The organism is Nguyenibacter vanlangensis (assembly GCF_038719015.1).
Classification (GTDB): Bacteria; Pseudomonadota; Alphaproteobacteria; order Acetobacterales; family Acetobacteraceae; genus Gluconacetobacter; species Gluconacetobacter vanlangensis.
In genome coordinates this window covers 1,689,588-1,702,401 of record NZ_CP152276.1, presented here as the reverse complement: position 1 = coordinate 1,702,401, position 12,814 = coordinate 1,689,588, and the positions used below count along the sequence as shown (strand labels likewise).

At 65.4% G+C, this 12,814-nt stretch carries 16 protein-coding genes; 7 read left to right on the top strand and 9 right to left on the bottom strand.

The window, feature by feature from the left end; translation table 11 throughout:
* Positions 1 to 139: 139 nt before the first annotated feature.
* The 3 genes from AAC691_RS07790 to AAC691_RS07780 all read left to right on the top strand — a co-directional run bounded on the left by AAC691_RS07790 (position 140) and on the right by AAC691_RS07780 (position 2,138).
* A complete protein-coding gene (locus AAC691_RS07790; protein WP_342629594.1) occupies positions 140 to 631 on the top strand; it encodes a DUF1826 domain-containing protein in 492 nt (163 codons plus the stop codon).
* A 14-nt stretch (positions 632 to 645) separates the two neighbouring features.
* The gene (locus AAC691_RS07785; RefSeq protein ID WP_342629593.1) at positions 646 to 1,251 is read left to right on the top strand and encodes a hypothetical protein; all 606 of its coding nucleotides are present in this window, start codon (positions 646 to 648) and stop codon (positions 1,249 to 1,251) included.
* A 191-nt stretch (positions 1,252 to 1,442) separates the two neighbouring features.
* Positions 1,443 to 2,138 carry a VIT family protein gene (locus AAC691_RS07780; protein WP_342629592.1) on the top strand — a complete coding sequence of 232 codons (696 nt, stop codon included), beginning with the start codon at positions 1,443 to 1,445 and terminating at the stop codon, positions 2,136 to 2,138.
* A 255-nt stretch (positions 2,139 to 2,393) separates the two neighbouring features.
* On the opposite strand, the gene AAC691_RS07775 is transcribed toward AAC691_RS07780, so the two are convergent.
* The 3 genes from AAC691_RS07775 to AAC691_RS07765 are packed head-to-tail and all read right to left on the bottom strand — an operon-like array spanning position 2,394 to position 4,320.
* Entirely contained in the window at positions 2,394 to 3,191 is a 798-nt protein-coding gene (locus AAC691_RS07775) for an SDR family NAD(P)-dependent oxidoreductase (protein ID WP_218064148.1), read from the bottom strand.
* Positions 3,192 to 3,238: 47 nt separating this feature from the next.
* Positions 3,239 to 3,805 carry a TetR/AcrR family transcriptional regulator gene (locus AAC691_RS07770; RefSeq protein ID WP_342629591.1) on the bottom strand — a complete coding sequence of 189 codons (567 nt, stop codon included), beginning with the start codon at positions 3,803 to 3,805 and terminating at the stop codon, positions 3,239 to 3,241.
* A gap of 56 nt (positions 3,806 to 3,861) precedes the next feature.
* On the bottom strand, positions 3,862 to 4,320 hold the full coding sequence (locus AAC691_RS07765) for a MarR family winged helix-turn-helix transcriptional regulator (RefSeq protein WP_176638709.1): 459 nt from the start codon (positions 4,318 to 4,320) through the stop codon (positions 3,862 to 3,864).
* A 305-nt stretch (positions 4,321 to 4,625) separates the two neighbouring features.
* Between AAC691_RS07765 and AAC691_RS07760 the strand changes: the two genes are divergently transcribed.
* Complete coding sequence (locus AAC691_RS07760; protein WP_342629590.1) at positions 4,626 to 5,663, top strand: alpha/beta hydrolase; 1,038 nt, start codon at positions 4,626 to 4,628, stop codon at positions 5,661 to 5,663.
* A 73-nt stretch (positions 5,664 to 5,736) separates the two neighbouring features.
* Here the strand turns inward: AAC691_RS07760 and AAC691_RS07755 are convergent, their stop codons facing one another.
* The 6 genes from AAC691_RS07755 to AAC691_RS07730 form a co-directional block, all read right to left on the bottom strand.
* Positions 5,737 to 6,516, bottom strand: coding sequence for an alpha/beta hydrolase (locus tag AAC691_RS07755; RefSeq protein WP_342629589.1), 780 nt, complete (start codon positions 6,514 to 6,516; stop codon positions 5,737 to 5,739).
* 25 nt (positions 6,517 to 6,541) lie between these two features.
* Positions 6,542 to 7,048: a peroxiredoxin gene (locus AAC691_RS07750; protein WP_323991996.1), complete on the bottom strand. Its 507-nt coding sequence runs from the start codon at positions 7,046 to 7,048 to the stop codon at positions 6,542 to 6,544.
* 63 nt (positions 7,049 to 7,111) lie between these two features.
* Positions 7,112 to 7,477: a hypothetical protein gene (locus AAC691_RS07745; protein WP_342629588.1), complete on the bottom strand. Its 366-nt coding sequence runs from the start codon at positions 7,475 to 7,477 to the stop codon at positions 7,112 to 7,114.
* A 73-nt stretch (positions 7,478 to 7,550) separates the two neighbouring features.
* Positions 7,551 to 8,198, bottom strand: a complete 648-nt coding sequence (locus tag AAC691_RS07740; RefSeq protein WP_342629587.1) for a methionine ABC transporter permease — start codon at positions 8,196 to 8,198, stop codon at positions 7,551 to 7,553.
* Positions 8,179 to 9,207, bottom strand: a complete 1,029-nt coding sequence (locus AAC691_RS07735; RefSeq protein ID WP_176638727.1) for a methionine ABC transporter ATP-binding protein — start codon at positions 9,205 to 9,207, stop codon at positions 8,179 to 8,181. Before AAC691_RS07735 ends, AAC691_RS07740 begins: the two co-directional genes overlap by 20 nt.
* Positions 9,204 to 10,010 (bottom strand): MetQ/NlpA family ABC transporter substrate-binding protein, encoded by an 807-nt coding sequence (locus AAC691_RS07730; RefSeq protein WP_342629586.1) that lies wholly within the window; start codon positions 10,008 to 10,010, stop codon positions 9,204 to 9,206. Before AAC691_RS07730 ends, AAC691_RS07735 begins: the two co-directional genes overlap by 4 nt.
* A 553-nt stretch (positions 10,011 to 10,563) precedes the next feature.
* Here AAC691_RS07730 and AAC691_RS07725 point away from each other — a divergent pair.
* The 3 genes from AAC691_RS07725 to groL are packed head-to-tail and all read left to right on the top strand — an operon-like array spanning position 10,564 to position 12,775.
* Positions 10,564 to 10,785 (top strand): hypothetical protein, encoded by a 222-nt coding sequence (locus tag AAC691_RS07725; RefSeq protein WP_342629585.1) that lies wholly within the window; start codon positions 10,564 to 10,566, stop codon positions 10,783 to 10,785.
* 36 nt (positions 10,786 to 10,821) lie between these two features.
* Positions 10,822 to 11,121, top strand: coding sequence for a co-chaperone GroES (locus AAC691_RS07720; RefSeq protein ID WP_342629584.1), 300 nt, complete (start codon positions 10,822 to 10,824; stop codon positions 11,119 to 11,121).
* Between the two features lie 25 nt (positions 11,122 to 11,146).
* The gene (groL, locus tag AAC691_RS07715; RefSeq protein WP_342629583.1) at positions 11,147 to 12,775 is read left to right on the top strand and encodes a chaperonin GroEL; all 1,629 of its coding nucleotides are present in this window, start codon (positions 11,147 to 11,149) and stop codon (positions 12,773 to 12,775) included.
* Positions 12,776 to 12,814 lie beyond the last annotated feature (39 nt).

Genomic DNA, 12,814 nt, shown 5'->3' with positions numbered 1-12,814 from the left:
TTCTCGCCTGCTCCCGCCCGAGACCGATCCTTTGCGGACGATCCTCGTGCCGGATCGTGTGATCGCCGTCAGGCCACGCGCGTTATCGGCGGCGCACAGCGCCGCGGCGCGAATCATGCTTGCGCATGGACCACGCCTGATGCTGGCACGCGGGACGCCCGACCGGCTCGGTCGCCTGCTGGCCCCTCGTATGCCGGCGGACGCACGGATTTTGCTCGATGACGCGTTGGCGCTGGCGGCGGATTATCGGACCCTTGCCGGGCTGACGGAGGTCCGGCTGCGGCTGGAACGCATTACCACCGATTCCTGCCGCAGATTCCATGTCGATCGCGTGGGATTGCGCCTGCTATGCACCTATGTGGGGCCGGGGACGCAATGGGTGCCCTCACATCCGGCCGATCGCATGCCGCACGCGGAGATCGACCCGGCGTCCATGCGCCAGATCGGCACCGGCGACATCGCCGTTCTCAAAGGCAGTGCCTGGCCGGGCGGCGATGGACAGGGCGTGCTGCACCGCTCTCCACCTTTGTCTCATGCGCCGGAAGCCGAACGTGTCCGACTGCTGCTGACGATCGACGCACCGGATGCCTGCGGCATGATGGATGACGCCAATCCCACGATCGTGACGTGAGCGGAGTCGCCACCATGTTCGTCATCGAAAGCTGGCCGGGTTCCTCCCTGGCTCCGCGTGTGAGGGCATCGGCCGACCCGAGCATCCTGATGGACGCTATCCATCCGGACCTGGACATCGTCGTATGGGGCCGGATGGTGCCAGACGACTGGTTGGATGCGAGCGCCGCCTTCACGGGCCGGCCGGCGCCAGTTCGGATCGACGGCACATTGGATGACGTCCTGCGCACGCTGAAGCACCCGGCGACCCGGTGCGGGTGGCCGTCCTTCCTCGTGAAGGACGCGGAACAGAGCGCATCGATGGCGGCGGCACTGGGCGGCTCCATGCGGCAGCGTTTCTCGTTGCGCGTGGTTCAGCCGGGCGAGGTCCTGCAGCCCGTGCCGGCTTCGAAATTGCAGATCGTCTGCTGCTATGGTGCCGGCGCCGTCGAGTGGATCTCCGGCCAGTCTCCGACAGGGCCGCTCGTCAGCAGCTTGTCACCCTTCTCGATCGCGCTCATGAAGCCCGCGCCTCCCGCCATGGCCATCCATTGCCGGACCTGGGTCCCTGATACGACGCCTGCAGCATGCATCGAGATGGTCATCCAGATCCCCGCTATGTTTGAAGCCGCTCGCTCATGAGGGCCGACGCATCGCAGAACCCCGGGGGCGGGCCGGGGAGGGGACGCGGCCTGACCGAAGGGGCTCGGGTGGTCTTTTCGCGGACCTATCCATGCCGGGCTTCAGAGCATGCTATGTGGGATTCGCGATCGCGTCACGCCCGTTCCCGGTCGTGATCCCGAGGCCGGCCATCTGCCATCATGGATGCATTCATGTCACGTCTCCGTTCCCATACCGAGCGTCATGCCGTCGAGAAGCTGGGGTGGCTGCGTGCCGCCGTGCTCGGCGCCAATGACGGGACGCTATCGACCGGCAGTCTCATCGTCGGCGTCGCCAGTTCCCATGCGTCGGGCGGCAGCATTCTCATCGCCGGCTTGTCCGCGCTGGTGGCGGGCGCCCTGTCGATGGCCGCGGGCGAATATGTCTCGGTCAGTTCCCAGGCGGATTCGGAACGGGCCGACATCGCGCGTGAAAAGCAGGAGCTTGCCTCGGACTGGGACAGCGAAATCGACGAACTCGCCGGGATCTATTGCAAGCGGGGGCTGGACGACGCGCTGGCCCGTACGGTGGCGACCGAACTCATGAAGCATGACGCGCTGGGCGCGCATGCCCGCGACGAACTCGGGCTGTCCGATGCCACGGCGGCGCGCCCGCTCCAGGCGGCGTTCGCCTCGGCGGCGGCGTTTTCGTCCGGTGCGGTGATGCCCGTCCTGACCGCCGTGCTCACGCCGGAACCGTACGTGTCATGGGGCGTGTCCCTGGTCTCGATCGTCGTGCTGGCCGTTCTCGGGGCTGTCGGTGCGGTGGCCGGCGGCGCGTCTCCGGTGCGGCCCACGCTTCGGGTGACGTTCTGGGGCATTATCGCCATGCTGGTCACGGGCGGCATCGGCCGGCTGTTCGGTGTGTAGCGCACCGCTGCCCAGGGCCAGGCGAAGCGGTGGCCGGGCCGGATCGACGAGAGTCAGCATGGCCTGAGCGACATGGCATTCACGTTTGTCGGCCCGCGCCCGCGCTATGCCCTCGTCGCGGCGGCGGAATTCATGGCGCGCCGACGTCGCAAACGCCGCGAGACCCGCGGCGCATGCCTTGCCTCCGGTTTCGCCGGCCGGGCTCGACGCCTCGATCGATCAAATTCGGGTGTCATCCGGATGTAATCAGGAAATCTAAAGGATGAAGCCTCCGTCGATCGTCACGCTTGCGCCGGTCATGAAGGACGAAGCGGGGCCGGCGAGGTAGGACGCGAGTGCCGCCACGTCGTCCGGACGTCCCATCCGGCCGAGCGGCATTCGGGCGACCAGATGGTCCGCCATGCCGTCGGTCATGTCGGTTTCGATCGGGCCGGGCTGGATGTTGTTGATCGTGATCCCGCGCCGGGCGAGGTCGAGTGCCGCCCCCTGCACGAACGCCGCCACCGCCGCCTTCGTCATGGCATAGATACTGTTGCCCGGCGCGATCGGCCGGATCGCGGCAATGCTGCCGATGGTCACCACGCGCCCACCGTCATGCATCCGGGCGACGCCGGCCTGAACGGCGAGCACGACGCCGCGCACATTGACGTTGAGGCAAAGATCGAGATCGTCCAGACTCATCCGCTCCAGCGGCGCCAGCTTCAGCACGCCGGCATTGACCACGGCGACGTCCAGGCGGCCGTAATGCGAGACGACCTGTTCGACCGCCGCGTGCAGTGCAGCAGGATCTGCGCTGTCGGCCCGGACGGCCAGCGCGCGGCCGCCATCCGCCTGGATCGCGGCCGCCACCTCTTGCGCCTGCTCGGGCCGGGATACATAGGTCAGGCCGACGGCAAATCCGTCCCGCGCCAGCCGCCGGGCAAGCCCTGCGCCAATGCCGCGCGATCCGCCGAACACCATGGCCACCCGGCTCCGGTCGGGCGTGGCCGCGAATGTTTCCTTGATCTCATGGAGGGTCTCTGCGGGGTTCTCTGGGGTGTTCTCCGGGGTCATCGTCCGGTCCTTTTTATTGAACAATCATTCCATAATGGGCAAAATTTTTAGCGCAGGCCACGCAGCGCCGCGCGTGCGACGGCGGCAAGGGTCGCCCGGTCGGCACCGCCCCGGGCCGACACCCGGATGCCCGCGACCGTGGCGATCAGGAAGGCCGCCGCTTCGCCAGTATCAATAGCGGAAGACAGGTCGCCCTCGCACTGGGCCTGACGCATTCGGGTCATGAGGGCGTCGCGCAGAACCCTGCCGAAGCATTCATGGATCTTCGCGAGATCGGTGCGAGAGGTTCCGAATTCGCAGATGCTGCTGACGCCCAGGCACGTCTCCCGCGCTGTTTCGACCACGCGTTCCAGAAAATGCCGGATGCCGTCAACGGCGCGCGGGCCGCGCCGCAGCGCTGCCAGATGTGCCTCGGTCTCTGCCGCCGCGTAACGGCGGACCGCCTCCTGATAGAGTTGCCACTTGTCGCCGAAGCTGTTGTACAGGCTTTGCCGACCGATCCCCATTGCCGAGACGAGCGCGGCTGCCGAACTTCCCTCGAAGCCATGCTGTCGGAAGACGGCGACGGCCGCGTCCAGAACCTGATCCCGATCGAATTGCTGTGGCCGTGCCATGCCCCGTGCATAGCAGGATATGGAATGATCGGTCAATAATGGCGAAGCCGTGCCCGTCAGTTCCCCGCCTCCGCATGGCGGATCAAATTCGTGCGCAGCTTGACGATGGCCTTTTGAAGTGCGCGGAACTCGTCCGGTTCCAGGCCCGATGCCTGGACCAGCGTCCTCTGCGCGCCCTTCTCGCGCAGGGCGCGACCGGACTCGGTCAGGCTGACGATCACTTGCCTCTCATCCCGCGGGTCGCGTCCTCGGCGGAGATAGCCGAGGGTCTCCAGCTTTTTCAGGATCGGCGTCAGCGTATTGGATTCGAGGAAGAGCTTCTCTCCCAGCCCGCTCACGGTCTGGTGATCTTCTTCCCACAAGGCGACGATGGCGATCCACTGGGTGTAGGTGACGCCCAGTTCCTCCAGGATCGGTCTGTAGGCGCGACCATAGGCGAGGTTCGTCGAATAGACGGCGAAGCACATGAAATCCGCGAGTTTCGGGTAGTCCGGCTTGGGCGGGCGCGCATCCATCCTGCATCTCTCCTATGGCAATTCCCGTCTCAATATAAATCGCATCCGATTAAATCGGAAGGCTTGACGGCGGATCGTCGCCGGCTCTATAAACTCGTGTCCGATAATATCGGATACGATAGGATTGCATGCCATGAACGTCCGGATGAACATCGCGCTTTATGCAGGCCTGCCTGCCCCCAGCGGGCTTTCGTCACACGGGTTGGCGCGAACCGTTCTCTCCTGAACCGCAGGACCGTCCATTTCATCGTGCCGGCGATTCCTGCGCATTCGTCCTCCAATCATCAGCAATCGGATTCATCATCATGACCTACAGTCTTTTCCGTGACCCGAGCCGCCGCCGCTTCCTGGGCTTCGCGGCCTCGTCCGCCGCTGCGTTCGAATTCGGCGGCCTTACGCGCGCAGGCCGCGCAACGCCGGCATCGAGCAACCGGCCGGCCGTTCCGCCCCGCCTGCCGGCGCCGCGGCAGGTCGATGCGGGGCCCCTGTCCATAGGATATGTCGAGATGGGGCCGTCGGACGGCTCTGCCGTCATTCTTCTGCATGGATGGCCGTATGACATCCACAGTTTTGCCGACGTCGCGCCTGTGCTCGCGGCGGCGGGGTACCGTGTGGTCATGCCCTATCTGCGCGGCTATGGCACGACCGTCTTTCGCGCGGCGGCCACGCCGCGCAATGCGCAGCAGGCCGCGCTGGCGGCTGATACCATCGCGCTGATGGATGCCCTGGGCATCCGCCGGGCGATCGTCGCCGGTTTCGACTGGGGCGCGCGGACGGCGGATATCGTTGCCGCCCTGTGGCCGGAACGGTGCAGGGGGCTGGTGTCGGTCAGCGGCTATCTGATCGGCAGCCAGCAGGCCAATGCCGCGCCGTTGCCGCCGAAAGCGGAACTGGCCTGGTGGTACCAGTTCTATTTCGCGACCGAGCGCGGCCGCCTGGGCTATGCGCGCAACACCAGGGAGTTCAACAGGCTCATCTGGCAGCTCGCCTCGCCGCAATGGCATTTCGACGACGCGACCTACGACCGTTCAGCGCGCGCCTTCGACAACCCCGACCATGTGGCCATCGTGATCCACAATTATCGCTGGCGTCTGGGTCTGGCCGACGGAGAACGTCAATATGACGCGCTGGAAAAGCGACTTGCGACGCAGCCGGCCATCACGGTGCCCACCATTACGCTGGAAGGGGACGCCAACGGCGCGCCGCACCCGGCGCCCGAAACATATCGGACCCGCTTTGCGGGACGCTATGAACATCGCCTGGTCCGTGGCGGGATCGGTCACAATCTGCCGCAGGAAGCGCCGGTCGCCTTTACGGACGCGGTGCGGACGATCGCGTCGTGACGGACAGGATCCGTCTCCAATTCCGGCAATCCCCGCCACCAGCCGGCCACGCGCTTCGGATCTGCCTCGTCGATTATGGATCGGGAGCGCCGGACAATGAAAGGGCCAGGTCTCCAAGTGCGGAGAGGCCGTCCGGCCAAAGCCCGACGCCCGATATGTTGCCGATATGTCCGAGCTTACCGGCATCCAGCATCGTCGATCCCCACCGGCGTGCCATGGTGCGCGCGCGATGTATGGTCAGCCATTCGTCGTTGCGGCTGGCGACCAGTACCGAAGGGAAGGGCAGGCGGGCGCTCGGAAGTGGGGCGAAGTCGGCGACCCGTCCGGCATCCGCTCCGCGATGCCGCTCCACGTCGGCCGGGGCCACCAGAAACGCGCCCGAGACAGGCCCGTTCGAGCGCTCGCTGGCCCAGCGCGCGACGAGGACGGCGCCGAGGCTGTGCGCGATCAGGATCGTCGGTCGGCTGCATTTTGCCAGGGTCGCGCGCAGCCCGCTACGCCAGGCGCGATAGGTCGGTTTTTCCCAATCGATCTGCACGACCCGATGGACGGCAATGCTGCGCCGACTCAGGAAACCCTCCCAGCGGGATTGCCAGTGATCCGGTCCGGAGCCGTCGAGTCCGGGAACGATCACGATGTCAAAGGGCGACAATGCGCCGATCAGTGCGGACGCGACGGTCGGGTCGGTCAAAAAAGCGGTCGTCTCGCGGCAGGGCAGCGGACGGTGCTGGATGCTGCCGCCATCGTTGGAACGGCCGGGTGTCGGCATCGGGCATATCTTCCTTTTGGGTTGATTTTCCCTGACCGGGGCATCGTTCGGGTAACGAGCCAGTGCTTCCCACAGATGGTTCATGGTGCGGATCAGTCTTATGCCGGTGTCAGGCCGCCTTCCGGATGGGGCGGCACCCGCAATGCCGGTCGGCCCCCAAGGCATGGAGTACAGACACGATATCGGAAAAATCGCGGGACTGGAAAAGAGAATATGAAAGCGTCATGCGTATGGTCTTGGCTGGGTCCAGAAAATAGACGACATGATCATCATCGAGAGCGGGGGCATCATGGCCGGCATCGATGGCGATGCCCCGCCAGAGGGTCCGAACGGCGCCGGTCGGGTCTACAAGTCGCGGCACTGGCGACGGAGCCGATTGGCGCGGACGGGGCGGCGCGCGGCGTTCATGGGGCGGGGAATCCAGGCCCAGCACTTTGATCGGCCGGGCACATGTCTTGGCCCAATCCATCCCGGCGCCAAGACTCTGCGTCGTGTAATCGTCCAAGTGGGTCAGGACGACGCCCCAGCCTGAACCGAGCCATGCATGGAAGCGGATCGGCCCGGATGTCGTGTCGCAGGCGAAATCCGGGGCTGTCCAGCCGGGGAGCAGTGCCATTCGTCGGCCTCCTGAATCTGGATCGTTTCGGGTCGTTGGAGCGGATGGGAGTGAAGGCGTGGCCTAATCGGACGCGATGAGCTTCTCGATCCGTTCGAGCGTATTTTTCAGGGACGTGACTTTGTGTCTGCGCCGTGAATCGGCATCCAGCGCAGCTTCGTCGCGCGAAAGGAAGCAATCCCGTCCGATCCGAAGCGCTTGTGTTTCGCCCTCGGGCGTGAACCATCCGTCGTCGCGCGGTTCGCCGTTGATACGGAAGATGGAGCCCTGCGTCGCGAACTTGGACACCCACACCTGACGAACGGAATGGAAATCCCGTCCCAGATCGGAAGATATCCAGGTTGCAAATCGCTTTTCCGGATCGGCCCGGTGGTCGGTTCGAGCGGATGGCCTCTGGATCGATGGGGGAGTGGACATGTTGGTTTTCATTTATTTCGACTCCGGATTCTGGACATATTTCAGAGAACCATGCGCAGGATATGCACGCAGAGCGGAGGCGGCTTCATGCCAGCCGCCGTGCCAGCCGGTTGCCGATCCATTGGAGGATTGTGACCATGACGATCAGCACGGCGACGACCGACAGCATCACCGTCGTGTTGAAACGCTGATAGCCATAGCGGATCGCCAGGTCTCCCAGGCCCCCGGCGCCGATGACGCCCGCCATGGCCGAGGCGCCGACCAGGGTGATCAGGGTTACGGTGAAGCCTGAAATGAGGCCCGGCAGCGCCTCCGGCAGCAGCACGTAGCGCACCGTCATCCAGCGCGTGCCGCCCATGGCGCGCACGGCGTCCACCAGTCCCTGGTCGACCTCGCGCAGCGAGACCTCCGCGATCCTGGCGAAATAGGGCACGGCGGCGATGGCCAGCGGTACGATTGCAGCGCCGGTCCCCAGGGCGGTGCCCGCGATCAGCCGGGTCAGCGGGATCAGCAGTACCAGCAGGATCATGAACGGCACGGCACGGACCGCGTCGACGGCAAGGGCGAGGGCGCGGGACAGTGCCGGCAGGGGGTACAGGCCGCCCGGCGCCGTGACGATCAGCAGGACGGCCAGCGGCAGACCGCCGAGCACCGAAATCAGGCCGGACGCCAGCACCATCTCCAGCGTCTCGCCCGTCGCGCGCAGAATCAGATCAGCAATCAGCCGGAACATAGCCGAGTACCTCCATGGATTGGCTGGCCTGGCGGATGAAATCCAGGGCGTCGCCATCGTGCCGCGACAGGCGCAGCACGAATTCCGCATCCGGCCGGCGGGCGATGTCGCCCGCGGTCGCCTGCAGGATGGTCACGTCCAGTCCGAAGCGGCGGCTCAGCACCGACAGGACGGGAGAGGGCGCCGCGTTCGGATCGAAGGTCGCGCGTACGACCGGATGAGCGTCGTCGAAGGACACGTCCCGCAACTGCGCCACGACATGATCGGGAACACGCGGCCGGCCTTCGGAGAGGAAAGCGCGCGTGACGGCGTGGCGGCTCGCCCCGCCCAGCAATGCCGCGACCGGGCCGTCCTCGACGATTCGGCCGTGGTCGAGCACCACGACGCGGTGCGCGATGCGGCGGATGACGTCCATCTCGTGCGTGATCAGCAGGATGGTCAGGCCCAGTCGCCGGTTGATATCGACCAGCAGGTCCAGGATCGCGGCCGTGGTTTCCGGATCGAGCGCCGAAGTCGCCTCGTCGCACAGCAGCAGCGCCGGATTTCCCGCCAGGGCGCGGGCGATGCCGACCCGCTGTTTCTGTCCGCCCGACATCTGGCTGGGGCGCTTTCGTTCGTGCCCGGACAGCCCGACCAGGTCGATCAGGTCGGCGACCCGGGCCGCGCGCGCGGATTTCGGCATGCCCGCGATCTCCAGAGGCAGGGCGATATTGCCGGCGGCACTCCGGGATTGCAGCAGGTTGAAATGCTGAAACACCAGCCCGATCCGCCGGCGAATTTCGACCAGCCGGCGTTCCGGCAGGGCGGTGATGTCCTGGCCTTCGATGACGATCCGTCCGCTGTCCGGCCGTTCCAGCCCGCTCAGGCAGCGCAGCAATGTCGTCTTGCCCGCTCCGGACCGGCCGATGATACCGACGATCTCGCCGGGATGGACGTCGAACCGGACGTCCTGGAGCGCGACATGGTCGCCGAACCGGCGGCAGACCTGTTCGACCCGCAGCAGAGTCATCCCCATGCCGGCACGATCGCCCCGTGATAGATGTCCAGGATCGCCTTGCGCACGTCCGGCTGGTGAAAGGCGTTCGTCAGGGATGCGACCCACGGGGCATGCGCATCCTGCGCGTTCACGGCGATGAAGTTGACGTAAGGATTGCCGGCCAGAGTTTCCTGACCGATCCGCTGCCTGTCGACCTGGATCCCCGATTTGAACGCCCAATCGGTGTTGACGATCGCCGCGTCCAGGTCGGGAAGCGTGCGGCCGACGATCCCGGCATCCAGTTCCTTGACGGACAGGTTGCGTGGATTGTCGGCGATATCCAGCGCGGTCGGCAGCAGGCCCGCGGACGGATTCAGCGTGATCAGGCCGAGGGCTTCCAGAAGATGCAGGGCGCGGCCCTCGTTGCTCGGGTCGTTGGGCACCCCGATCGTCGCGCCGGCGGGCAGGTCGCGGACCGATTTCCAGCGGCTGGAATACAGACCGATCGGCGAGAAATAGGTATCGCCCACCGCTACGATATTATAGCCGTGCGCCGCGATCTGGGCGGACAGGAACGGGCGGTGCTGAAAGGCATTGGCGTCCAGTTCGTGTTCCGCCAGGGCCTCGTCGGGGGCATTGTAGTCCGAGAACGGGACGATCTTCAGGGCCAGCCCGCATTGCGCGGCATGGGCGGCTACGGCACGCCAGACATCCTCGTCCTCGCCAGCCATGATGCCGATTCGCAGCGTCGTGAGGGTGGTCGCGCCGGCGATGCGCGGGAGCGGGGCCGCGGCCAGCAGGCCGAGGACGGAGCGGCGGGTGAAGGACGACGGCATGGTCTTTGTGGAATCCTTTTGCAGGCCAATGGTCCTTGTCGGTCGCCGGGCGCGGCCGGCAGCGAATGCAAGCCACTCTGCGATATATGATCGTGGTATGCAATAAATAACCACGAATATCGTATGATAAATTCCCTTGTCGGCGAGGCTGCGCCAGAAATCGGGCGATGCCCGGCTTGACCGATGGGGCGCACGATGCGGCAACATCCGCCGAGATGAACAATATATCATTTAATATCAATATGATAATTTGAATTCGCTCCGCCTTTCGATTGCGATTCGTTGTTTGACGTGAATTCTACATATAACGAACTTAAATGATTATATTGTCTTGACGTGAGGCGATGCCCCTGCGATCGTGGGCTTGGCCGCCATTGTGGCGCCTCAATCCAAGGGCGGAGCCTGATGACCCGTATCACCGCGCGAATGTGTCGCATCGATCGATGTAGCGCAGCGTGCGCCGGCCATATGAAGCCGGTGCCCGCCCGATAGGATCGCCGGCGGTCGATGCTGCCGGCGGAGGTCCGCGCAAGCGGAGCGAGAGGCAGCGACCATGCTTGAATCCCATATCGTCGAAATCGACGGCACGTTTCTGGGTGCCGTGATCCTGGAAAGCGACCGCAAGACGCGGCGCTTCTACGCCGCGCATGACAGCGTGCGCCCCCTGCATAATCACATCCTGGCCGAACCGGATGACCTGACGCGCCAGGCGGCGTGGCGGTTCCGGCGTGCACGCGTCCGGTCGGCCGATGGCGATGGCCGCCAGGTTCGATAGACCGATTCGATAGGCCGAAAATTCAAAGGTTTGAACATGAGCAGATTTCGTCCCCTGCATGACCGTGTGGTCCTGCGGCGTATTTCTCCTGCCGAAAAGACGGCGGGCGGCATCATCATTCCCGACACGGCGCAGGAAAAGCCGGTCGAGGCCGTCGTGGTGGTGGTCGGGCCCGGCGCGCGGGACGAGCACGGGCAGGTCGTGCCGCTGGAGGTCCGCGAGGGCGATCATGTCCTGTTCGGAAAATGGTCGGGCACCGAAGTGAAGATCGGCGGCGAGGATCTGCTGATCGCCAAGGAATCCGACCTGTTCGGCATCGTCGGCGACGCGCGGTAAGATTCAGGGAACAAGGAGAGGCATCATGGCCAGCAAGGACGTCAAATTCGCGGGGGATGCCCGGGCGCGGCTGCTGGCGGGGATCGATATCCTCGCCGACGCGGTGAAGGTGACGCTGGGCCCCAAGGGCCGCAACGTGGTGATCGACAAGAGCTTCGGCGCGCCGCGGATCACCAAGGACGGGGTGTCGGTCGCGAAAGAGATCGAGCTGTCCGACAGGTTCGAGAATCTGGGTGCGCAGTTGCTGCGCGAGGTCGCCAGCAAGACCAACGACCTGGCCGGCGACGGCACGACGACCGCGACGGTCTTGGCCCAGGCGATCGTGCGCGAGGGGCTGAAATCGGTGGCGGCGGGCTTCAACCCGCAGGATATCAAGCGGGGCATCGACCGTGCCACGGCTTCGGTGATCGAGGATCTGCGTGCCCGCACCCGCCCGATCGCGACCAAGGCGGAAACCGCCCAGGTCGCGACCATTTCGGCAAACGGCGATACCGAGATCGGCCGGATCATTTCGGACGCCGTGCAGAAGGTCGGCAAGGACGGCGTGATCACGGTCGAGGAGGCGAAGGGGTTCGAGACCGAACTGGACGTGGTCGAGGGGCTGCAGTTCGATCGCGGCTATATCTCGCCCTATTTCGTGACCAACAGCGAGAAGCTGATCGCGGACCTGGAGCATCCCTATATCCTGATCCACGAGAAGAAGCTGTCGTCGCTGCAGCCGTTGCTGCCGCTGCTGGAAAGCGTGGTCAAATCCGGGCGTCCGCTGCTGATCCTCGCCGAGGATGTGGAAGGCGAGGCCCTGGCGACGCTGGTGGTCAACAAGCTGCGCGGCGGGCTGAAGATCGCGGCCGTCAAGGCGCCCGGCTTCGGTGACCGGCGCAAGGCCATTCTCGAGGATATCGCGATCCTGACCGGTGGCGAGGTCATCAGCGAGGATCTGGGCATCAAGCTGGAGAACGTGACGCTGGCCCAGTTGGGCCAGGCGCGGCGGGTGGTGATCGACAAGGACAATACCACGTTGGTCGACGGCGAGGGCGACGGCGATGCCATCAAGGGGCGTGTGGCACAGATTCGCGCGCAGATCGAGGAAACCACCTCGGACTACGACCGTGAGAAACTGCAGGAGCGTCTGGCCAAGCTGGCGGGTGGCGTCGCCATCATCCGGGTCGGCGGCTCGACCGAGATCGAGGTGAAGGAGCGCAAGGACCGTGTCGATGACGCGCTGAACGCGACGCGGGCCGCGGTGGAGGAAGGGATCGTGCCCGGCGGCGGCACGGCGCTGGCACGGGCCACATCGGTGATCGCCAAGTTGCATTTCCATAACGAGGACCAGCGCATCGGCGGCGAGATCGTGCGCAAGGCGTTGCAGGCGCCGCTGCGGCAGATCGCGGAGAATGCCGGCGAGGACGGCGCGGTGGTCGCTGGCAAGGTTCTGGAGGCCGCCGATTACAATTACGGGTTTGATGCCCAGATCGGCGAATACAAGGACCTGGTGGCGGCCGGTATCATCGATCCGACCAAGGTGGTGCGCACCGCATTGCAGGACGCATCGTCGGTGGGCAGTCTGCTGATCACCACCGAGGCGCTGGTGACCGAGAAGGCCGAGCCCAGGCCGCCGGCGGCCGGACCGGCCGGCGCAGAACTGGGATACTGAGCGAAGCATATGGCCGCGCCCGGGCCGCGTCCGGGCGCG